Origin of the sequence: Paraburkholderia pallida, from assembly GCF_004524855.1 — a bacterium.
GTDB classification, from domain to species: Bacteria; Pseudomonadota; Gammaproteobacteria; order Burkholderiales; family Burkholderiaceae; genus Paraburkholderia; species Paraburkholderia oxyphila.
This window is the reverse complement of sequence record NZ_CP038148.1, coordinates 735830-756525: the sequence shown is the minus strand read 5'-3', so window position 1 is coordinate 756525 and position 20696 is coordinate 735830. Positions and strand designations below refer to the sequence as shown.

The window sequence follows — 20696 nt, the reverse complement described above, 5'->3', positions numbered from 1 at the left end:
CGCCCTGCTGCGCCTCGCCGAGCTCACCCGCAACGAGGTGAGCGCATGAACCGCCTCGAAACCAATTTGCGCGCCGCACAAGGCCGACTCGAATCGTTACGCTCGGCGCTCGCCCAAGACCTCAACGTCGCAGAAGACGCATTCGACGCTATCAAGCGCATCGCATCGGATGCCCCGTCTCGCAGCATCGCCGAGCTTGGGCGCTTCTACCTAGAGTGGCTCACGAACGAGCTCAATGACAAAACGGCCGAGCTGCAGGATCTGCTCGAGGCGGCAATCAAAGACGCGGGGGAGATTTCGCAATGAGCAATCCCAATATCAAAGCAAAAGAGGCATACAGCCGGTTCGATACCTCAGAGCACGAGGTGCTGAGCCTCATTCGCGCAATCTTACACACTGCGGCCAGAGGCCTCGACCCCGACGGTGCACACCAGGTGGCCGACGAAGGCGCATTCGGGGTTATTTACGGGCTTGCCGATCTGGCCGAAAAGCTGCTGAAGCGCGACCTTCACAGGGCCGTCGCTGATCTCCGCGCCGCCGACGCGCCTTGTCGTCTTCATAGCATTGAGGATTGCTTACAAGTTAAGGGGGCGAAACGTGGCTAAGACCACATCATTGACAGATCCCCTAGCGATCAAGGCCAGACTGAACCGGGCAATCGAACGCGAGTTGCGGCGCTGCGCCGAAAGGATGGGACAGAAAGAATGGGCAAAGCACCAGGAATGGGTAACGGATCTTGTGGTGACGAGCGCGAAGGAATGGCTCGCGCATCAGGCATCGAAGGGGGCATTGTGACCGTTACCGACTACCTAAAAGCATTCGATTTTAAGGCCGCGGCAGCCGCGAATGAGGCCGCCAAAAAACGCGCGGAAGTGGATGCGGCCCGCGACGCGTTCTATCAGCGCGGGCCGGGTCATGCGGAAACGGGAAATGGATGGGCAAAGCCCGAGCCGCTACCAGACTCGCTGAAGCCGGTAGAGCCATTCGATATGGCGCTCCTCCCCGGGAGTCTCCAGCCGTGGGCGCAGGACATCGCGAATCGCGTCCAATGCCCTCCGGACTTCATCGGCGCGACCATCATTGGCGCACTCGGCATCGTTATTGGTCGACGCGTCGGCGTGCGTCCGAAGCTGCGCGACGACTGGACTGAGTACGGCAATCAGTGGGTCAAGCTGGTCGGCCGCCCGGGCGTGCTGAAGTCGCCGGCGATGAACGCCGTGCTCGCGCCCGTGAAACGGATCGATCTCGAGGCGAGCCAGCGCTTCGAGAATGAGCTCGCGTTGCACGAGTCTGAAGCGAAAGTCCGCAAGATGCGCCAGGACGCTGCAGAGAAGAAGGCAATGGCGACTCTCAAAAAGAACCCGGACGCCGTGGTCAACCTTCATGAGGCCGAGGCGCTGGAGCCGCCAAAGTTGACCCGATACCTTGTCAATGACGCGACCGTCGAGAAACTGGGCGAGATCTGCGCGGACAATCCTCAGGGCGTCGGCGTCTTTCGCGACGAGCTGGTGAGCCTGCTCAAGGGCCTCGACCGCGACGGGCAGGAAAGCGCCCGCGGCTTCTATCTGACGGGCTGGAACGGAAACGACGGCTATGTCGTGGACCGGATCATGCGCGGGCACCAGCGCATCGAGGCCGTTTGCCTATCGCTGATCGGCTCGACGCAGCCCGGGCGCCTATCGGAATATCTGCGCAGCGCGGTCGCCGGCGGCGCGGCGGACGATGGTCTCGTGCAGCGTTTCGGTGTGCTCGTCTGGCCCGATGTACCACGCCAGACGTGGGAGAACGTCGATTGCTGGCCAGACGCAGAGGCAAAACACACCGCGCACGCTGTGTTCCAGCGGCTGATCGATGCCGACCCAGTGGAGACCTGGCTGGCGGAAGTTCCCACTGGGCCAAACGGCGAACCGGACGGCAACCCTCCCTTTCTGCGACTCGGCGACGAGGCAGCGTCGATGTTCGTGGAATGGCGCACCGAGCTGGAAAACGAGCTCCGCGCCGGCGATCTGCATCCGGCAATGGAGTCGCATCTCGCGAAATACCGGAAGCTCATCCCATCGCTCGCACTGATATTTCACCTCGCAGACGGCGGGGCTGGGCCCATTGCTGTCGAGCCAATGGCGCGCGCGCTCGCATGGAGTGTTTATCTGCGCAGCCACGCGGAACGCGCTTACGGATCGGTATTGCTGGCGGAGATGGAGGGCGCGAAGGCTCTCCTGAAACGCATCAAGGCCGGAGATATCGGCGACGCCTTCGCTGCGCGCGACGTCTACCACGCCAAACATTGGGCGCGCCTCGAGAACGCTGAGTCGGTCGGCAAGGCGATCTCTGTACTCATCGAATTCGGGTATCTCCTACCGGAGACGCTCGACACCGGCGGCCGCCGCAAAACCGTGTACCGGATTAACCCGGAGGTTCTCCCGTGAACAAGTATCTGCAGCTGATCAAATCTGAGAAACAGCCCCCGGGTGAGGGTTCAAAAGGTTCGAAAACCAGTTATGAACCTTTTGAACCTATGGTGAGTGGGCGCATTGAGGATTCAGCGCGCCGAGCACCGGGGAATGCCGCTCAACCTTCTGAACCTTTTGAACCTGCGTCTGGTAAGCGCATTGATGATTCTGCGCACCGTGACCCGGGCAATCCCCTTGAACCTTCCGAACCTTTTGAACCTACGCCGGATAGCCGCATGGAGAAATTCGGGGAGGCTGCATTCTGGCCGTGGGCGCCATACCTCGCCGCCGGCGACGTGGCACGGCTGCGCGCCGAGCTGGTCGACACGATCGAGCGTCTGGCAGACACGGAGTACTGGCCACGCGAGCTGCTCGATGACGTGATCGCCCGCGCGGTGCGCGCCCCGTTGAGCGACCTACTGCCGAACTTGGCGCATTTTCGCGAACGTCTGAACGCGGCCGTAGCTGAGCGTGAGGCCTCGCGAGCGATCCGCGGGCGCTCGTGGAACGCAACGGATGGCAGGCTGGCGGATCGGGGGCGTTCGTGAAAAAACCACCACACCTGTTCGACAGCTCGGCGGAGCTGAAATCCATGATGGAAAAGCTCGAGCGCAGCGATAACGCCACCGCATACGAACTCCTTCGGCGGATCGGTGCGCAACGCGCCGCGCTCCCGGAGTTGGGTAAATTCAGCCGAAGTCTCGATCAAAGGGCGTATAGGAACGCGCTCGATCTCGTGCCGGCGGTAGCGGCGCGCACGTTCAGATCCGTTGATGAACTCGAGACGCGGCTCCTTCGACTCGAGATCGATTTCACGCGAGCCGCGGCCCGGGCGCATCGGTCGAATTCTGCAGTGCGATTCGACGGATTCTGGGAGATCTTCGACGAGATCGTGAGGCGTCGAACGTGCACTACAGCCATGGCCGCCTATCGAGCTGCGGTCGATGCTGGCGCACCACTGCCGCATCCCAGACAGAGCACCGCCAAGACTCGCTTCAAGGAATTGATGGGCGATGGGTCTGAGAGGCTTCGAATAGCAGGCTAACCAGGAGCATCGCGGCAATATGTTAATTCATCACACATTTAAGGAGTCCTCATGGCCGCAACACCTATTTCCTGGAACGCGCCGAGCACGGCAAACGCGCAGCTCAGCCCGCTTTTCGATTCGGCTGGCGGAGTGAGCAACTGCCTGGTCCAACTCACGGACGCGCCCGGCGCCAATGGCGCTCCGCACGCACAGTGCATTGGCGTTCTGAACATCGGTCGATATGTTCCGGCGCGATACAGCGTCGATAGCCAAGGTGCTGACTGTTGGATGACGCCTGAGCCGGGCCCGCGGCGCATCTTCGGCGTCACCGGCTGGGTGCTTGCTCAATAGCGAGCCACGCACTCCAGCGCAATTTCAACGGTCCCCTTCATTTTTGGAACATCACATGAAACTACTCAACTTCGGCCGGGCTCAGTTCAGCGAAGCTGATGCGCGCAAGCTTAATGATCTGATCCACTCCCCAGAGGGACAGCGAAAGCTCGAGGAAGCCGACAAGTACAGGGTCGAGCGTCGCGCCGAGCTCAAGAAGCGGCTCGATTCTCTGAACGCCACGCACGATGCAGCGATCGACGCGGCGGCCGCCAAACGCTGGGAAGCTGATCGCAATCTGAAGGAGCTTCGTGAGCGCTCTCAGTTGCAGATCCGCGAAGCGGAAAAAGCGAATGCTCTGGCCGTGGCGGCCGTGAGCGCGCTTGAGCAAGCAAAAAACAAAGAGTATTTCGACATCAGACTTGAGCTCCAGGCGTCTCGCGATCTCCGCACGGACGAATATTTCGTGCACATCGGCAACGCGCTGAGCATGATCAATCATTTTGCGAAGGCAACGCCTGTGCACACGGGCTTCTGGAACGTGATAACCGGCAAGCCCAACATCAGGATGGAGTCCAACAACAAGGAGGTGCTGGCCGCTATGAGCCTCCTCAGAGAGGCGCAGAAGAAGCTTGAAGAAATGGTGCTTCTGCCTCTGTCGCGTTCCGAGATCGATGACCAGTTGAAAGCCATCTCTCGCGAAATCCGCCCGACGCTTGATCAGTTTTCCCAGCCCTACCCGATCCTCAACGCTGACGGCGATGTGGAATTGAGCAGTCCCCGCCTGCGCAGCTACTACGCATTGGAGGCGGCCGGCGCCGCGACGAACGATGACACCCCCCCGGTTCAGGATGCGAATGAGAGAAGGCACGCTCGCAATAAATCAGAAATCGGCAGATTCGCGAACGGCGCTCCGACTATCGGCGATTTGGGCCCGCGTCGAGTTCGGGGATCGCGTGCGAGCGGCAGCACGAGGCATTCTGCCCAAGGGCAACTTCATAGCCAGGAACTCGACGACCTCGAGTAACAAATCGCATTCGTGAACCTTGGAGATTTCTCATGAAGAATGCGCACCTTATCGCATGGGCGTTATCCCATCCGTGGGCAATGATGCCGGAACGCATGGCCGCATACGCCGGCGTGCTCGCGTCGCACACTGCTGGCGGACTGTCTTCCGCGCCGGCGGCGGCCGCCGCAGTGACGTCGGCGTCGCGCAGAAATTCGAACCGCGCCGGCAACATCGCCGTCGTCAACGTGTTTGGCGCGCTGGTTGAGTGGCCCGGCGACATCGATGTATGCGACGGCGGAACGAGCTCACGCGTGGTCAGCCAGCAACTCATCGATGCAGAGAACGACGATAGCGTCTCGCAAGTGTTGATGGTGTTCAACACGCCGGGCGGCAGCGTGTATGGTACGGCCGAGCTCGGCGACGTGATCAACCGCGTAAAGGCCTCGAAGCCGGTTGTCGGCATCGCGCAGAGCCTCGCAGCATCGGCGGGCTATTGGCTGCTGTCGCAATGCTCCGAGGCGTATTGTTCGCCCGGCGGCGAGGTCGGCAGCATCGGCGTCTATTCCGGATATCAGAACATCGCGAAGGCGATGGAGATAGCCGGCGTCGATATCCAGTTGTTCAGCGCAGGCAAATACAAGACAGAGATGAGCCCATTCAGCGAAGGCCTCACGCCGGCGGCTGTCGCCTATCAGGAGCAGCGCGCGCAGGATTATTACGCAATGTTCACGCGAGCGGTTGCCAAGGGGCGCAATGTCACGGTCGATACAGTGCGCAACGGAATGGGCCAGGGCCGCGTGCTCGGCGCTCGCGATGCCCTCTCTCAGCGCATGATCGACGGCGTCATGCCGTTCGAGGATCTCGTCCGTCGCATGCAAGGCAGCGCGCGCGGCGGCCGCTCGGGCCGTTCAGCCCAGGCGATGCGCAACGCCCGAGAAATCGACCTGCTTAGCCTCTGAATCCGCCATGAATATCAAAATTTTCAACGTATGCCTTTTGCTGGGATGGCTGATGGTTCTCGCTGGCGGCATTGTCATCCATCCGGGCTGGGGCATCGCAGTCGCCGGCGCCATACTCATCGTGTTGACGCTGCTCGCTGCATATCTCGCTGGCTGGGAGCACTCGGCCAACCCGAAATCTGACGACGATGGAGTGAATTCGTGAGCAATGAAACAATTATCCGTGTTTCAGTGGACGCGTCCGGCTATGAAGCTGGCATGGCGCGGGCCAAGCGCAGTGCGGAGGCCTTCCTTGCCTCGCAGGAGGCCGCCGCCACGCGCACAGTTTCCGCGCAAAAGGCGGTTGATGAAGCCGTCGCCAACGGTAGTCAGGCAAGCGTTCGGCAAATCAATACGTTCATGCAGGCCCTCACCAAGCAGGCCGAGACGATTGGCTTGTCGCGCGGGCAAATGCTGGAACTCAAAGCTGCGGAGATGGGCGTAGCTGATGCGGCTCGCCCTTATGTTGATCGCATCAAGGAAATGGAAGTCGCAATGCGCGGAGCGGGCAGCGCCGCGGTTGCAATGAGCGAAACCGAGGTGCAGGCCACCGCGCGCATCTCCGAGATGGTCAAGGCATCGCTCGCCGCCACGGCGGCGATGACGGACCAAAGCGAAGCCGCCGCAGCGTACGCCGCAAGCGTCGAGGACGTGGCTGCGGCGGCTACGGCAGCCGAGCGCGCTAACGAACGGTTCGCCGCATCGTCCGAGGCCGTCGCGACGGCGCAGGCCTCGGTTGCGGCTCGAGCGGCCGTCGCATCGACTGTCATTAGCGACGGCGCCGCGAAGGTCACGGAGGCGCTCGGCCGGCAACTGACGGCGCTGACCGCCACCGAGGCTCAGATGGCCGTCTATGACGCCCAGATGGCCGGCTATACCGAGACGGAGGTTGCACAGATCGGCGCGATCGCCAAGGAAATCGAGATGCGCAAGCAGCAGATTGCGCTTGGCGAGGAAATGGCTGCGGCATATGCGACCGAAGCCGCGGCAGCGAGGGGTGCGCACGGAGCGACATCCCAGATCACGTCCGAAATTATGGTGATGGGACGGGAGGCATCGAGGGGTAACTTCTCGCGTCTTGCCGGTTCGTTCACCCGATTTCTGTCGCTGGCCGGCGCGCTGGATCTGCTGCTCAATCCGCTATCGATTTCGATCGCGGCGATCGGCGGCTCGATGCTGTACGTCGCCGAGCAGAATGAGAAGATGAATGAAGCGCTCGTCATGACGGGCAACTATGCGGGTGTGACGTCCGACCAGCTGCGTAACATGGCGACGGCAGCGACGGCCAATGGTGCGACGTTCAATACGGCAGCGGAGGCTGTCACCGAGCTGGCCTCGAGGGGGCGACTGACGGGCGAAGAGATTGCGAACCTGGGCAAGACTGCCGCGGACGCCGCGACCTATACGAGCGTGTCGGTAAAGCAGATGGTCGATGAGTTCACGAAACTCGCCGACGAGCCGGTGAAGGCGTCCGTCAAACTGAACGACCAATATCACTATCTGACTGAAGCCACGTACGATCAGATTGTCGCGCTCGAGAAACAAGGCGACGCCACCGGCGCTGCGCAGGTTGCCGTCGAGGCATTCTCGAAAGCAATGGACGAGCGGACGAAAGAAATCGCCTCCAACGAAGGCATCATCCTAAAGGGATGGCGCGATATCAAGTCAATGATCGACGGTGCGGTAGAAGCAATTGGCTCGTTCGGTGCCGCTGCGACGCCCGGAGAGATCGCCGCGCGAATGGATGCCAATAAGGCCGCCCGCGCGCCCATTGGCCAATGGTCGGATCAGGACGAGGCTGAGCGCGTTGCGGCTCACGCTAGAGCGGACGCCGCAATTAAGCAGGCTCAGGAAAAAGCGCGTGCCGATCGCCAGCAACAGGCGCTGATCGACGCGAAGCACGCGTATGACACCTGGAATCAGCAATTTGCCACGCCAGCGCAAAAGCGTGCCAAGGACATGCAGACCTACCTTGATACGATCGCTACACCGCTCAACCTTAGCCCCGAGCAGCAATTGGCGGACGAAGCGAAGATCGACGACAAATACAAGGACCACAAAACCCCGACTCCGAAGGCGTTTCACGACGACGCTGCGGCGCGCTTCATCCAGCAACTTCACGATCAGGGCGCAGAGCTGCAACTCCAGCTCTCGACGACCGACAAGCTGACAGAGGCCCAGAAGGAGCTCGTCAAGTTCAATCAGCAGATTGCCGACTGGAAGGAGAAGACCCTTACGGCCGATCAGAAGAGTCTCATCGCTCACCAGGATGCGATTCGCGCTCAATTGCAGATGAACGTTGAGCTCGATAAGGAGATCCAGCGTCGCGATGACATTCAGAAGCTCGCCGAGAAGTCTACGCAGATCAATGCGCAGATCGAGAGCTTCCAGGAGCGCAATCGCGAAGGCTATGGGCGCGAGCTCGATGCGTTTGGTATGGGAGCTGATGCGCAAAAGCAGGTGCAGGCGATCAACGCGATTTCCCGTGAGTATCAGCGCTATTTTGATGAGCTCGACAAGGCGGCTGCGAAAAGCGGGAGTCTCGGCTCAGACCAGTACCTCGCGGAAAAGCAAAAAATTCAGGATGGTCTGAACGACTCGCTCAAGGATTTCGACGACTACTATGCTGCGCTGAAGCAAAAGCAGGATGACTGGACCAACGGAACGGCGACTGCCTTCGCGAACTATATTGACTCCGCGCATGACGCCTCGGCACAAGCCCAGAACGCGGTAACTCAGGGCATGAAGAGCATGGAAGATGCTGTCGTGAAATTCGTGACGACAGGGAAGGTCAGCTTTACTGGCCTCGTCGACGGGATGCTAGCCGATCTCACGCGGATGGCCACTCACGGCGTGATGTCGTCGTTTTTCGAGAATCTGTCCTCGTTCGGCGGCTCGATTGGTGGTGGACTCTTCGCGTCACATCCAGGTGTCGCCGCGACGACGGCGAGCGCGCTGCCGGGCGATGCGCTCGACAACATGATGAAACTGACGAAGGGTTTCGGGACGATGGCCGAGCCGGCTATCCCGAAAGCGCTCGGTGGATTCGGTGCTGCCGCGCAGAACACGGCGTCGTTGAACGCTGCCAACGCAACTGTGGCGACGATGACGGTTGGAACCTTGATTGGCGCGTTCAGTACAGATGGGAGCGACACACTCGGCAGCATCCTCAGCAGCTTGGGCGGTGGCGATATGGCGGGGGCCTTCGGGTTCACCGATGCGGCCCTGACGGGGTCGGTGGATGCCGTGACTGCAGGTGCCATGGCGGATAGCGGGTCAACTGGCCTGACCGCACTCTTGGGGTTGGGCGGCGCGCTCGCCACAGGCGGTCCCACCGATGCCGGGACACCGTATCTCGTCGGCGAGAAGGGTCCGGAGGTTTTTGTGCCAAGTCAATCCGGCAGGATCATCCCGAATCACGCGCTGACCGTCAATGGCGGCGGAACATCTCAACAGGGTACGCCAGGCATGTCGCAGATGTTCAATATGAATATCACTGTTCCCCCGGGGACTACGCGGGCGACCGCCAACCAACAGGCGCGCGCCGTCATGGAGCACGCGCAAATCGCAATGCGGAGGAACGGCTGATGGCGCGGCTGCATCGCCGGCGCGCGCTTTATTACGCCTGACGTCGACCGCATCGCGCGAGCGGCGCGCAGCAGCATTGTCGTCGCTGGCAGCGCCATCGGCAGCGGGGAGGGCGGGTCGAATCTCTAGCGTTGTGCAGTGCGGGACACCGCGCGTTCCCGCACGCAGAGAAAAAATTCCCCTTTTTGGTTTTTGTTAATCAATCGAAACAATCTAAAAGCCTTATCCGGAAAGGGTTTTAGATTGTTTGAATGTTGATGGCGGATGCGAAAAATCAAACTTGCCGGGAAATCGAACAGGAGCGAAATCAGATGACCGCAAAACGCAATACCCACGGGGGTTCGCGCCCGGGAGCGGGTCGAAAACCCAAGCAAAAGCCGGCGGAAATCAAAGCAATCAAACCGGACGGTAATCAAACGGCCGCGAAGCACAGTAACCGCGGGGGGGTTCGGCCGGGAGCAGGTCGGAAGCCAAAGGAAAAGCCAATATCGGAAATCAACAGCGAGGGAAATCAAACATCAGATCGTGTGCATGGCTCGGATGGCGCTCGCCAGGGCGCCGACACGAAGCAATGAAAATTCAATTGGCGAGATAACTGCATGTCAAACTCAACTACGCAACTAGATCAGATCAGCGCGACGCAGGCCTTCAAGGAGGCAGTTGCCAACGCATTATTTGATGCCGCCAGTCCCGGGATGATTTGGGGACGTCATGACAGCACGACCAGCCTGCTGACATGGGGCTACTACGGCGGCTACTACGGCAATAGCGCCGTCGCTAACGGGACATTGACGCTGGCGCCCAGCGCCACGAATTACATCTTCGCGGATCCTACGACCGGCGCAGTCAGTGTAAATACGACCGGCATCCCATCCGGCAAGATTCCGCTTTATCAAGTTGTCACCAACGCCACGACGACCACGAGCTGGACAGACTTGCGCAGCTACGCGCCCATAAGCCAACTATCCACTGCCGGCACGCAGCCAGCGAACGAGGTGTACGCGGGGCCATCCAGCGGCGCAGCCGCCGCGCCCGGCTTCCGTGCATTGGTGCCTGCAGACCTGCCGGTTATGGGCGCATCCGGCGGCGGCCACGCCTCGGGCGCCGCGCCCGACCCCGGCGCCACGGCGGGCAGTACGCGCTACCTGCGAGAGGACGCTACGTGGGCCGTGCCGAGCGGAGGCGGAAGCTCCCCACCGGTTCTTCCTGTCAACGCGCAGACTGGCACCTCGTACACGCTCGCGGCCACTGACGCGCCCTCGGCCAACGGCTATCAGGGCATCGTCACGATGAACAATGCCGGTGCGAACACGCTAACCGTGCCGCCTAATTCATCGGTGTCGTTTCCCGTCGGCACACAGATTCAGGTCGTGCAGCTTGGCGCGGGCCAGACCACTGTTTCGGGAGGGTCTGGCGTGACCGTCAATAACCCTAGTTCGCTCACGGCTCGAGCGCAGTACTCGTCGCTCGTGCTCACGCAGATCGCGGCCAATACGTGGATCCTCGGCGGAGACATGACATGATTCCGGCATACACCAAGCACCGCCGCTCAAGTAGTGGCCATCGATACTGGCGCGTCCGATGCCCCACAACCTATGAATCCGGGAACTACATGGCCTGCGCCGAGCTGGCTATGCACGCGACAATCGGTGGGTCGAACATGCTCACGCCGTCGTCAACAATGACTGCGTCTGCAACGATTAGCGGATACCCCACGTCCAACGCAGTCGACGGCAATCCATCCACCTTCTGGACCACAGGCGGCACTGCGCCGCCGAGCGGCGGCCACTGGCTGGCTTGCGACTTCGGCTCTGGGGCGGCGGTCACAGTGGCGGAGGTTGTGTACACGGTGCGACCCGATACCTACCGCGAGGATCCCGCATCGCTTTACGTGGATTATTCGGACAACGGCACTACGTGGACGAATGCCTGGAGCGTATCCAGCATTCCGTCGTGGACGGCCGGCCAGACGCGCACATTCTCATAAAAGCAGGCCGCGGAGGTCTGAATGAATTCCCGAACGGAGCCGGCGTATGACTGGGGGTGCGCGCCCCAGCGCCGGATGCAGGCCAAATCCGGTGCCAGAGATACGGTCGACGGGTACCCATCGAGGAACGGCTCGAGCCACAGTGCACGGACTGAGCCGAGCGGCGCAATCCCACAGCCCCGGCCTGATCCGCCGGGGCTTTTCATTGTCATACTCGAAAGGAGGACAATGAGGGCGGCATGGACAAAAACGTGAGGATCGACGAATGGCAAAACGACACAACCGTCGACAGCGCAAGAAACTGCACCTCGGGGAGTTCCAGGAGTTCGGATTTACCGCTTCCGCACGATTCACACTCGAGCCGAGTGTTGATCAGCTGGACGCGTTGCTCGACTCCTTTCTGGAATTCGTCGAGGCAAACGGCATGATGACTGCCGCGTCGACCAGCGATAAGTTCGATGCGTATCTGATCTCAAGCGCCGCTCGCGGGTCGCCGACAGAGGATCATCGTCAACTCGTGCGACAGTGGCTTGATGGCCGCTCGGAGCTCGCAGGCATCGAAGTAGGCGAACTGTCCGACGCTTGGCATCCTGTAGAAAAATAGGGTCTTAAGTATCACTTCAGATCATTGGCTGTACGATTGCAGCCACCGAAAATTCGAATCGTTGGCGATGAACCACCATCTGCTGATTATTTTTGGGGCGGTCGTGTTCGCCCTTTCGATCATGCTCCTGATTGCTGCGTTGATATTTGATATCCCCGCATAACCGCAGTGTGCGCCGTCACGCGCAGCGCAAGCGCAGCCTCAGATCTAGGCGCGGCGCCCACCAATCTGTGGCCTAACCCACCGAGCATTTTCACTCGCGCGAATGTGCCAGCGGCCCATGGCACATAATTGACTCGCTGGGCACCTCGTGCCCGGCCACCTGCTACCTTCCCCCGTAGGCGTAGCAGGAATTTCAGCCCCGACGCGAAGGCGCCGGGGCCTTTTCATTCGATAGCCCGGAGTTACCGTGCAAAAAAAACCGCAGAGCGAATCTGCGGCTTTCCAATTCACACACGCGGCTCGGAGTGTCGCCTGGGCCGCCCAAACAGCATAGGTTTTTGGCAGAGGAATTCACTCGGGCAATCTACCTACGGAATGCAAGCCAACGATGGCCGAGCATCGACCAGGTTGGCGTGCTCGCGCGCTGCAACGGTACGCCGCGCATCCAGATAGGTTGCCAGGTCCTCGATATGGACGAACATGGCGGCCTTCTGCGACCGGTCGGAGCGGATCACGGGAAACCCGAAGTCATTGGCCCGTGCGCGCCGGCTGAAAGTGTCCTCAGAGAGGTGCGGGAAAAAATTCGTGCGCACCACCTCTATTGGCAGGAGCGCTGCGTTGAACTGGGATTCAAGTCGTTCGAGAGTAGACACGGCAAAAATCTGAAGAGTGTTCCGCCAAGGCCACCGGTAACCCGACGAGTGCTTTTCCTTGCGCAGAATTTGCCCTACTGGTGCCCTAACAGGCCAGCGGAAGTAATTCGGGAGGGAGAGAATCGGGCGGAAACCCTTGTCAGACTTGGCGCGCCCGGCTGGGATCGAACCAGCAACCCCTGCCTTCGGAGGGCAGTACTCTATCCATTGAGCTACGGGCGCGTTGAGAAGCGGACACTGCCGCCAACCCCGAGAAAACAGGGAAGCAGCATCATCGCAGTGAGACCGAGAGAATACCCGGTTTCGATGACGGCGTCCACCGCGCGGCCCTTGCCGGCGCACCCGGCGCCAACTACCGCCAGCGCGCGATCAACCGACACACCACTCGATCCGCCACCATTTACGACTACACCCGCCGCTGCGCCGCACCACCTCGGGTAAACGCCCGCTGAAGAGCCCCCGCGCGCGGCAACCGGGCGCGAAACCTTGCGTCTATAATCGTCCGTGATCTATCGCAAGGCTGTTGCCGTCCTGCTGTACCGCTCACCACAATACCAACGGGAGACGAGACAAGCATGAGCGAAGCACCCCACGGAGCCCCGATCAAAACGCCCGGCCAGCTGATCGCCGCTGTCATCGCCGGGTTTGCCGTCCCCATCATCTGCTGTATTCTGCTCGCCAACTACGTCAACAACACGACGCGCACGGGCGCAGGCACCGAAGAACTCTCCGCGCAGCAGATCACCGAGCGCATCGCGCCCATAGCCCAGGTGTCGGTGCGCGACGCCAACGCGCCGCGCGTCTACAAGACGGGCGAGCAGGTCTATCAGGCCGTCTGCTCCGCGTGTCACGCGAGCGGCGCCGCGGGCGCGCCCAAGTTCGGCAATTCCGGCGACTGGGCGCCGCGCATCTCCCAGGGCTTCGACACGCTCTGGAAAACGGCGCTCTCCGGCAAGGGCGCGATGCCCCCGCGCGGCGGCACGAGCCCCGACGACTACAGCGACTACGAAATCCGCCGCGCGGTCGTCTACATGGCCGACCATGGCGGCGCGAGCTTCCAGGACCCGCCCCAGCCCGCGCCGGGCGCCGCACAAGGCGCGTCGGCAGCGGCGGGCGCTGCGCCCGCTTCGGGCGCCGACGCATCCGCCAGCGCGCAGGCCGCAGCCGCTGCCATCGCCGCGCTTCCGCAGGCGTCCGCGCCGGCGGCAGGCGGCGCCACCCAGAGCGCCGACGCCTCGCAGGCGGGCAAGGCGCTCTACGAGCAGGTCTGCCAGGCCTGCCATGCTGCGGGCGTGCTCGGCGCGCCGAAGTTCGGCAACAAGGACGACTGGGCGCCACGCCTGAAAGATCCGATGGACAAGATCTACAACTACGCACTGCACGGCAAGGGCCAGATGCCGCCCAAAGGCGGTTCGAGCGCCTCCGACGCCGACGTGAAGGCCGCCGTCGACTACATGGTGAGCGCAGCGAAGTAAGCCCACGCTCACTTGCCGAAGGGCGACAACGGCACAAGACACAAAAGACAAAGGGCTGCATCGCGAGATGCAGCCCTTTTATTTGCCACGCAGCGATCCCTGCCGCGCGTGCGCTCAGCCCTTCTGCAGCAACGCCTTCAGGCTCGCGAGACGGTCCTTCGGCGACATCGGCGCTTCTTCGGGCGTCGGCGGCGGCGCATCGTCCAGTCCCATCTCGGGGATGAAGCGCGACGCCTCGCACACCACCGTCTCGCGCGCCCGCTTGCGCTTCTTGCACCAGTTCAGATGCAGGCTGCGCTGTGCGCGCGTGATCGCCACGTACATGAGCCGGCGCTCTTCCTCGATGCGCGCGTCGTCGATCACGTCGTCTTCCGAGCCGCCGCGGTGGGGCATGATCCCCTCCTCCACGCCCACCAGGAACACGTGCGGATACTCGAGGCCCTTCGAGGCGTGCACGGTCGAAAGGCGCACCGCGTCCGGGTCTTCGTCCTTGCCTTCGAGCATCGACATCAGCGCGACCGTCTGGATCAGGCCCATCAGGTTCTTGCCGGTGTCGGCGAGGCCGTCGGCGTTGTCGTAGCCGGTGGCTTCGCTGTCTTCGCCGATTTCCTGTTCAGGCTTCGTCCCCTTGCGCTTGAGCCATTCGAGGAACTCCAGCACGTTCTGCCACTTCGACTGCGCCTGGCGCTCGTCGAAGGCGTCGTACAGATACGCCTCGTAGTGGATCGCTTCCATGAGGTCGTCGAGGACGACCGTTGCCGGGTCCTTGTGTGCGCGCTCGGCGAGCCGCTGCATGAAGTCGCAGAACACGCGCATCGGCTCGACCTGGCGCGCCGAGAGCCGTGCCTCAATGCCGCCCATATAAACCGCTTCGAACAGCGAAACCTTCGCCTGCCCCGCGAACGAGCCAAGCGCTTCGAGCGTGGTATTGCCCACCCCGCGGCGCGGCGTGGTGATCGCGCGGATGAACGCGGGATCATCGTCGTGGTTGGCGATCAGGCGCAGGTACGCGCAGATGTCCTTGATCTCGGCCTTGTCGAAGAACGACTGGCCGCCCGAGAGTACATAGGGAATGCGCTCGCGGCGCAGCACCTGCTCGAAGATGCGCGCCTGGAAGTTGCCGCGATAAAGAATCGCGTAATCGCGGAACTGCGCGCGACGCTCGAACTTGTGCGAGGAGAGGCGGAACACCACCGACTCGGCCTCGTGCTCTTCGTCGTTGCAGGGCGTGACGGTGATGGTGTCGCCCATGCCGTGCTCGGACCAGAGCTTCTTCTCGAAGAGCTTCGGGTTGTTGGCGATGACGTTGTTCGCCGCCGTGAGGATGCGCACCGTCGAGCGGTAGTTCTGCTCGAGCTTGATCACATGCAGCTTCGGATAGTCCTTGCCGAGCTGCGCGAGATTTTCGATCGTGGCGCCGCGCCAGCCGTAGATGGCCTGGTCGTCGTCGCCCACGGCCGTGAACGCGGCGCGCGGGCCCGCCAGCAGCTTGAGCAGCTCGTACTGGCAGGTGTTGGTGTCCTGGTACTCGTCGACCAGCAGGTAGCGCAGCTTGTTCTGCCAGCGCTCGCGCACGGGCTCGTTCTTCGCGAACAGCTCGGCGGGCAGGCGGATCAGGTCGTCGAAGTCCACCGCCTGATAGGCGTGCAGCGTCGCCATGTAGTTGCGGTAGACGATCGCGGCCTGATGCTCGTCCTCGTTCGAAGCGGTCGCGAGCGCCTCTTCGGGCATCACGAGGCCGTTCTTCCAGAGCGAGATGATCGACTGGATCTTGCGGATGAAGCCCTTGTCGGTCGAGCCCACCTGCTCCTGGATCATGGCGAAGCAGTCGTCGGAGTCCATGATCGAGAACTGGGGCTTCAAGCCCAGGTGCTCGGCTTCCTGGCGCAGGATCTGCACGCCCAGCGAGTGGAACGTGCAGACCGTGAGCTGGTTGGTCGGCACCTTGCGGCCTTCCTTGCCGGGCGTGGTGAGCGTCTTGCCTTCGAGCAGCTTGCCCACGCGCTCGCGCATTTCGGCGGCGGCCTTGTTGGTGAAGGTGACGGCCGCGATATGGCGCGGCTCGAAGCCTTTCGCTTCGATCAGGTGCGCGATCTTCTGCGTGATCACACGCGTCTTGCCGCTGCCCGCGCCGGCGAGCACGAGACAGGGACCGTCGAGGTAGCGCACCGCTTCGCTTTGGGCGGGATTCAGGCCTGCGGACATCGTTGCTGGATTGGAGAAAAACGGGTGGTGTAGCTGGGAGGCGTGCGCGCGGGGCGCCCAGCCGGGGGGCCGAGCTGGAGGCGGCCGGCCGGGGGCGCTCATCCTTGCGTGGCGCGGCGCCCGCGCACGAGAGCGCGCGAAGCACGGCAAACCGCATGGCGCGAGGCGCGCGTAACAACGCGGCGGCCTCTCACGCGAGAGCTGCGATGTTAACACGAGGCGGCTGCGCGCCGATGCGGCCCCGACGTCATCCACCGACTCGCCCCACTCACACGGCACTGAACCACGGCGGCCCGCCGCATCACGCCTGCGCCCACGCCATCCGTCCCCAGACTTTCGCCACGCCTGGCCCGTGCAACGCGCCAGCCACGCGTGCCACAATGGCAGGCCCCCTTGGCGGGCTCCCGCCACCCGCGGCGACGGCTCGCGCCGCGCCGCCTCATTGCTGGAAAGAGGACGCGCTTCATGACTGCACCGCTGCAAATCGGCCTGATGGGCTATGGCTTCGCCGGCCAGACCTTCCACGCACCCGTGATCGCCCATAGCGGCGCGGCCACGCTTGCCGCCATCGCGACGAGCCAGGCCGAGCGCGCACAGGCCGACTATCCCGATGCCGCGATCGTCCCCGACCTCGACGCCCTGCTCTCGCTCGACGCCATCGAATGCGTGGTGATCGCCACGCCCAACGACACGCACTACGAGCTCGCGCGCCGCACGCTGGAGCGCGGCAAGCACGTGCTGGTCGACAAGCCGGTCACGCTCACCGCCGAGGAAGCAAGCACGCTCGCCGCCATTGCGAAGCAGCGCGGCCTCGTGTTCGCGCCGTTCCACAACCGCCGCTGGGACGGCGATTTCCTCACCGTGCGCGATTTGCTCGCGAACGGCGAGCTCGGCCGCGTCACGCACTACGAATCGCATTTCGACCGCTTCCGTCCGCAGGTGCGCCAGCGCTGGCGCGAGGACGCGACACGCGGCGGCGGCCTGCTCTATGACCTCGGGCCACATCTGATCGACCAGACGCTCGCGCTCTTCGGCGCGCCCGAGTCGGTCACGGCGTTCGTCCACACGCGCCGCGACCACGCCACCGCGCCCGACTACGTGCACCTCGTGCTGCGCTACCCGGGCCACGACGCCGTGCTGCATGCAAGCGCACTGGCCGCGTTCGCGCCGCGCTTCGTCATCCATGGCACGCGCGGCAGCTATCTGAAGAACGGGCTCGATACGCAGGAAGATCAGCTCAAGGCGGGGTTGCGCCCGGGCCAGCCCGGTTTCGGCGACGGCAACGAGCCGGGCCGCCTGCACATGCTGGCTGATGACGGCACGGAAACCGAACTCGAAGTGCCCAACGCCGCCGGCAATTACGCGGATCTCTATCGCGCGCTCGCCGCCGCGATCCGCGATGGCGAGCCTTTCCCGGTGAGCCCGCAGGACGCCGTCGACGTGATGAGGATCATCGAGATCGCCACGCAGAGCGCCGCCGAAGGCCGCACGATCGCGTTCACGCCCACGGCTTGATAACGGACCCGCGCGCAAAACCGCGCGTTGGCGCGGTCGCGGGCGCTTCGCCCGGCGTTCAGCGCCCGCGTGCCGGCACCCCATGCACCTTGCATTTGCCCGACGCAATTGAAAGGTGTGAACAAATCGTTACAAGTGCATGCAGCGCCGCGGTCATCGGGTGGCGCGCGCGGCACGTTTGCCGACATACAACGCAAAAAAACCGAGCAACAACGACTAAAAGCTGCGACCAAAAGGAGAGTCTCAATGACCCGTTTGAACCGTGCCATCCGCTACGCCGCCGTCGGCGCGCTCGTCTCGACGCTCGCCGCTTGCGTGGTCAACCCGCCCCCGCCGCCGCGTCCCGTGGTTGTGAACCCCGGCCCGAATCCGCATGAAGTGGCGGTGGACCGCCTGCACGAGGTCGACGGCCGCATCGACAATCTGAGCCGCCGCATCGACATGCGCGTGAATCAGGGCTACTACCCGCCGCCCCAGGGCGCCGCGTTCCATCACCGCCTCGACACGATCCGCGGCGAAGCGCACGACATGGCGGCCCAGCACGGCGGCGGCATCTCCGGCGACGAGCAGCACGTGCTGAACCAGGAGCTCGACACGGCGGCGCGCGCCATCGGCGAGTAAAGCGGCAACCCCGGCGGCAACCCCGTCGGCAATCCCGGGAGCCACCCCGCCCCCGTTTTTTTCCGCATTGACACACCCGCCAAGCGTCGCGCACAATCGCTGCGCGCGCCGGGAGAGCGCGCCGTTTGTCGCACCCCGCCACCAGGCAGGTGCAACGCGGCGCCGCCGAAGGGGCAACCCACAAACTCTCAGGCAAAAGGACCGTGCGCGCCGGACCTCCGAATCGCTCGCGCGCGCCTGTGCGCCGCGTGTGACTTTCGAGTCCGAAACTCTGGAGAGCGGCAGTAGAACGGCTGGGCAAATGAGCCCCGGGCGTTCAGGCTGCCCACCGAAGGGGCGCGCGCCATCCAGCAGCATTCAACACGGCGCAATCTCTCAGGTATCGAGGACAGAGGGGCCATGCAAGAACCGACCCCAGGCATAGTGCCTGTGGCGTTTCCTGCATGGCCTTTTTCGTTTTCGCGCGATTTTTCGCGACCGCCTGAGGCCCCATGACCGAACTCAAACGCACCCCGCTGAACGACTCGCACCGCGCGCTCAATGCCCGCATGGTCGACTTCGGCGGCTGGGACATGCCCGTCAACTACGGCTCGCAGATCGACGAGCATCGCGCGGTGCGGACCGACGCCGGCATGTTCGACGTCTCGCACATGTGCGTGGTCGACTTCTCGGGCGCGAAGGCGCGCGAGTTCTTCTCCCGCGCGCTCGCCAACAACGTCGCCAAGCTCACGACGCCGGGCAAGGCGCTCTACTCGTGCATGCTGAACCCCGAAGGCGGCGTGATCGACGACCTGATCGTCTACTACTTCGCCGACGACGAATTCCGCACCGTGGTCAACGCGGGCACCGCCGAAAAAGACATCGCCTGGTTCGAGAAGCTCAACGCCGAAGGCGGCTTTGGCCTCACCATCACTCCGCGCCGCGATCTCGCAATCGTCGCCGTGCAGGGTCCGAGCGCGCGCGAAAAGGTCTGGCAAGTCGCGCCCTCCTCGCGCAGCGCCACCGAACTCCTCAAACCCTTTAACGCCGCGAAGATCGAAGCGTCGCCGTTCGGCGAGCTGATGGTCGCGCGCACGGGCTACACCGGCGAAGACGGCTTCGAAATCGTGCTGCCCGCCGCTGCCGTCTGCGAATTCTGGGACGCCCTGCAGCGCCAGGGCGTGAAGCCCTGCGGTCTCGGCGCGCGCGACACGCTGCGCCTCGAAGCGGGCATGAACCTCTACGGCCAGGACATGGACGACAGCGTCTCGCCGCTCGACGCGGGCCTCGCCTGGACCGTCGACATGAAGGAGCCGCGCGAGTTCGTCGGCCGCCCCGTGCTCGAGGCAAACGGCTCGCGCATGGCCTTCGTCGGCCTGATTCTGCAGAAGGAAAACGGCAAGGCCGGCGGCGTGCTGCGCGCGCACCAGAAGGTGCTCACGCCGCACGGTGAAGGCGAAATCACGAGCGGCACGTTCTCGCCGACGATGCAGGAATCGATCGCCTTTGCGCGCGTGCCCCAGGGCGTGCAGCCGGGCGACGTCGTGCAGGTGCAGATCCGTGACAAGGCCCTGCCTGCAAGCGTGGTAAAACTGCCCTTCGTGCGCAACGGCAAGGTGCTCGTCGCCTGATCCGCAAGGATTCGAGCCGCGCACGCCCCCCCTCTTTCAAGTCATAACGAACCACGCACTGGAGCAACCCATGAGCATCCCGGCCGATCTGAAATACACCGAATCGCACGAATGGATCCGCACCGAAGCCGACGGCACGCTGACCATCGGCATCACGGACCACGCACAAGAAGCGCTCGGCGACATCGTCTTCCTCGAGCTGCCTGATGCGGGCCGCGCCGTCGCCGCCGGCGACGCCGTTGCCGTGATCGAGTCGGTCAAGGCCGCCTCGGACATCTACGCACCGGTCGCGGGCGAGATCGTCGAATCGAACACCGCGCTCGTCGACACGCCGGATCAGGTGAACGGCGCGCCGTACGAGTCGTGGCTCTTCAAGATCAAGCCGGCCGCCGACGCCAAGCTCGACGCGCTGATCGACGCCGCCGCCTACGAAAAGGCCATCGGCGCTTAACACGCAGGCGA

General features: G+C 63.1%; 21 protein-coding genes, 1 tRNA gene and 2 riboswitches. Of the genes, 19 read left to right on the top strand and 3 right to left on the bottom strand.

Annotation, left to right across the window (positions count from 1 at the left end; genetic code table 11):
- Positions 1 to 45 precede the first annotated feature (45 nt).
- The 14 genes from E1956_RS03335 to E1956_RS03275 all read left to right on the top strand — a co-directional run bounded on the left by E1956_RS03335 (position 46) and on the right by E1956_RS03275 (position 11993).
- On the top strand, positions 46 to 306 hold the full coding sequence (locus E1956_RS03335) for a hypothetical protein (protein WP_134747415.1): 261 nt from the start codon (positions 46 to 48) through the stop codon (positions 304 to 306).
- The gene (locus tag E1956_RS03330) at positions 303 to 605 is read left to right on the top strand and encodes a hypothetical protein (protein WP_134747413.1); all 303 of its coding nucleotides are present in this window, start codon (positions 303 to 305) and stop codon (positions 603 to 605) included. The genes E1956_RS03335 and E1956_RS03330 overlap by 4 nt, the downstream gene beginning before the upstream one ends.
- The gene (locus E1956_RS46035; RefSeq protein ID WP_167759968.1) at positions 598 to 795 is read left to right on the top strand and encodes a hypothetical protein; all 198 of its coding nucleotides are present in this window, start codon (positions 598 to 600) and stop codon (positions 793 to 795) included. Before E1956_RS03330 ends, E1956_RS46035 begins: the two co-directional genes overlap by 8 nt.
- Entirely contained in the window at positions 759 to 2426 is a 1668-nt protein-coding gene (locus E1956_RS03325; RefSeq protein ID WP_167759967.1) for a YfjI family protein, read from the top strand. Before E1956_RS46035 ends, E1956_RS03325 begins: the two co-directional genes overlap by 37 nt.
- Positions 2423 to 2998 (top strand): hypothetical protein, encoded by a 576-nt coding sequence (locus tag E1956_RS03320; protein WP_134747409.1) that lies wholly within the window; start codon positions 2423 to 2425, stop codon positions 2996 to 2998. Before E1956_RS03325 ends, E1956_RS03320 begins: the two co-directional genes overlap by 4 nt.
- Entirely contained in the window at positions 2995 to 3495 is a 501-nt protein-coding gene (locus tag E1956_RS03315) for a hypothetical protein (RefSeq protein ID WP_134747407.1), read from the top strand. Before E1956_RS03320 ends, E1956_RS03315 begins: the two co-directional genes overlap by 4 nt.
- A gap of 51 nt (positions 3496 to 3546) precedes the next feature.
- Positions 3547 to 3828 carry a hypothetical protein gene (locus E1956_RS03310; RefSeq protein WP_134747405.1) on the top strand — a complete coding sequence of 94 codons (282 nt, stop codon included), beginning with the start codon at positions 3547 to 3549 and terminating at the stop codon, positions 3826 to 3828.
- A 55-nt stretch (positions 3829 to 3883) separates the two neighbouring features.
- Positions 3884 to 4834, top strand: a complete 951-nt coding sequence (locus tag E1956_RS03305; RefSeq protein WP_134747403.1) for a hypothetical protein — start codon at positions 3884 to 3886, stop codon at positions 4832 to 4834.
- Positions 4835 to 5061: 227 nt separating this feature from the next.
- Complete coding sequence (locus tag E1956_RS03300; RefSeq protein ID WP_167759966.1) at positions 5062 to 5775, top strand: S49 family peptidase; 714 nt, start codon at positions 5062 to 5064, stop codon at positions 5773 to 5775.
- 7 nt (positions 5776 to 5782) lie between these two features.
- Entirely contained in the window at positions 5783 to 5980 is a 198-nt protein-coding gene (locus E1956_RS03295) for a hypothetical protein (protein ID WP_134747399.1), read from the top strand.
- Positions 5977 to 9402 (top strand): phage tail tape measure protein, encoded by a 3426-nt coding sequence (locus E1956_RS03290; protein ID WP_134747396.1) that lies wholly within the window; start codon positions 5977 to 5979, stop codon positions 9400 to 9402. The genes E1956_RS03295 and E1956_RS03290 overlap by 4 nt, the downstream gene beginning before the upstream one ends.
- A gap of 599 nt (positions 9403 to 10001) precedes the next feature.
- The gene (locus E1956_RS03285; RefSeq protein WP_134747394.1) at positions 10002 to 10925 is read left to right on the top strand and encodes a hypothetical protein; all 924 of its coding nucleotides are present in this window, start codon (positions 10002 to 10004) and stop codon (positions 10923 to 10925) included.
- Positions 10922 to 11389, top strand: coding sequence for a discoidin domain-containing protein (locus E1956_RS47660; protein WP_134747392.1), 468 nt, complete (start codon positions 10922 to 10924; stop codon positions 11387 to 11389). Before E1956_RS03285 ends, E1956_RS47660 begins: the two co-directional genes overlap by 4 nt.
- Positions 11390 to 11654: 265 nt before the next feature.
- The gene (locus tag E1956_RS03275; protein WP_134747390.1) at positions 11655 to 11993 is read left to right on the top strand and encodes a YggL 50S ribosome-binding family protein; all 339 of its coding nucleotides are present in this window, start codon (positions 11655 to 11657) and stop codon (positions 11991 to 11993) included.
- A 530-nt stretch (positions 11994 to 12523) separates the two neighbouring features.
- Here the strand turns inward: E1956_RS03275 and E1956_RS46030 are convergent.
- On the bottom strand, positions 12524 to 12808 hold the full coding sequence (locus tag E1956_RS46030) for a pyocin activator PrtN family protein (protein WP_167759965.1): 285 nt from the start codon (positions 12806 to 12808) through the stop codon (positions 12524 to 12526).
- A gap of 146 nt (positions 12809 to 12954) precedes the next feature.
- Positions 12955 to 13030: transfer RNA gene (locus E1956_RS03265), tRNA-Arg, on the bottom strand.
- A gap of 353 nt (positions 13031 to 13383) precedes the next feature.
- Here E1956_RS03265 and E1956_RS03260 point away from each other — a divergent pair.
- Positions 13384 to 14283, top strand: coding sequence for a c-type cytochrome (locus E1956_RS03260; protein ID WP_134747386.1), 900 nt, complete (start codon positions 13384 to 13386; stop codon positions 14281 to 14283).
- Between the two features lie 114 nt (positions 14284 to 14397).
- On the opposite strand, the gene E1956_RS03255 is transcribed toward E1956_RS03260, so the two are convergent.
- Positions 14398 to 16488 carry a UvrD-helicase domain-containing protein gene (locus tag E1956_RS03255; protein ID WP_134747384.1) on the bottom strand — a complete coding sequence of 697 codons (2091 nt, stop codon included), beginning with the start codon at positions 16486 to 16488 and terminating at the stop codon, positions 14398 to 14400.
- 465 nt (positions 16489 to 16953) lie between these two features.
- Here E1956_RS03255 and E1956_RS03250 point away from each other — a divergent pair, with 465 nt between their 5' ends.
- The 4 genes from E1956_RS03250 to gcvH all read left to right on the top strand — a co-directional run bounded on the left by E1956_RS03250 (position 16954) and on the right by gcvH (position 20685).
- Entirely contained in the window at positions 16954 to 18003 is a 1050-nt protein-coding gene (locus E1956_RS03250) for an oxidoreductase (protein ID WP_134747382.1), read from the top strand.
- A 255-nt stretch (positions 18004 to 18258) separates the two neighbouring features.
- The gene (locus E1956_RS03245; RefSeq protein WP_167760022.1) at positions 18259 to 18624 is read left to right on the top strand and encodes a hypothetical protein; all 366 of its coding nucleotides are present in this window, start codon (positions 18259 to 18261) and stop codon (positions 18622 to 18624) included.
- Positions 18625 to 18723: 99 nt separating this feature from the next.
- Positions 18724 to 18837, top strand: a riboswitch (glycine riboswitch).
- Between the two features lie 48 nt (positions 18838 to 18885).
- Positions 18886 to 19026: riboswitch (glycine riboswitch) on the top strand.
- An 89-nt stretch (positions 19027 to 19115) separates the two neighbouring features.
- Positions 19116 to 20234 carry a glycine cleavage system aminomethyltransferase GcvT gene (gene gcvT / locus E1956_RS03240; protein WP_134747376.1) on the top strand — a complete coding sequence of 373 codons (1119 nt, stop codon included), beginning with the start codon at positions 19116 to 19118 and terminating at the stop codon, positions 20232 to 20234.
- 70 nt (positions 20235 to 20304) lie between these two features.
- Positions 20305 to 20685 (top strand): glycine cleavage system protein GcvH, encoded by a 381-nt coding sequence (gene gcvH / locus E1956_RS03235; RefSeq protein ID WP_134747373.1) that lies wholly within the window; start codon positions 20305 to 20307, stop codon positions 20683 to 20685.
- The last annotated feature ends 11 nt before the right edge of the window (positions 20686 to 20696 follow it).

Bases quoted from the DNA above. Each gene is read 5' to 3' on its own strand.
- E1956_RS03285 (WP_134747394.1), top strand. From the start codon at position 10,002: ATGTCAAACTCAACTACGCAACTAGATCAGATCAGCGCGACGCAGGCC.
- gcvT (WP_134747376.1), top strand. From the start codon at position 19,116: ATGACCGAACTCAAACGCACCCCGCTGAACGACTCGCACCGCGCGCTC.
- E1956_RS03295 (WP_134747399.1), top strand. From the start codon at position 5,783: ATGAATATCAAAATTTTCAACGTATGCCTTTTGCTGGGATGGCTGATG.
- E1956_RS03250 (WP_134747382.1), top strand. From the start codon at position 16,954: ATGACTGCACCGCTGCAAATCGGCCTGATGGGCTATGGCTTCGCCGGC.
- E1956_RS03330 (WP_134747413.1), top strand. From the start codon at position 303: ATGAGCAATCCCAATATCAAAGCAAAAGAGGCATACAGCCGGTTCGAT.
- E1956_RS03275 (WP_134747390.1), top strand. From the start codon at position 11,655: ATGGCAAAACGACACAACCGTCGACAGCGCAAGAAACTGCACCTCGGG.
- E1956_RS03335 (WP_134747415.1), top strand. From the start codon at position 46: ATGAACCGCCTCGAAACCAATTTGCGCGCCGCACAAGGCCGACTCGAA.
- E1956_RS03260 (WP_134747386.1), top strand. From the start codon at position 13,384: ATGAGCGAAGCACCCCACGGAGCCCCGATCAAAACGCCCGGCCAGCTG.
- E1956_RS03310 (WP_134747405.1), top strand. From the start codon at position 3,547: ATGGCCGCAACACCTATTTCCTGGAACGCGCCGAGCACGGCAAACGCG.
- gcvH (WP_134747373.1), top strand. From the start codon at position 20,305: ATGAGCATCCCGGCCGATCTGAAATACACCGAATCGCACGAATGGATC.
- E1956_RS03325 (WP_167759967.1), top strand. From the start codon at position 759: ATGGCTCGCGCATCAGGCATCGAAGGGGGCATTGTGACCGTTACCGAC.
- E1956_RS03305 (WP_134747403.1), top strand. From the start codon at position 3,884: ATGAAACTACTCAACTTCGGCCGGGCTCAGTTCAGCGAAGCTGATGCG.
- E1956_RS03255 (WP_134747384.1), bottom strand. From the start codon at position 16,488: ATGTCCGCAGGCCTGAATCCCGCCCAAAGCGAAGCGGTGCGCTACCTC.
- E1956_RS47660 (WP_134747392.1), top strand. From the start codon at position 10,922: ATGATTCCGGCATACACCAAGCACCGCCGCTCAAGTAGTGGCCATCGA.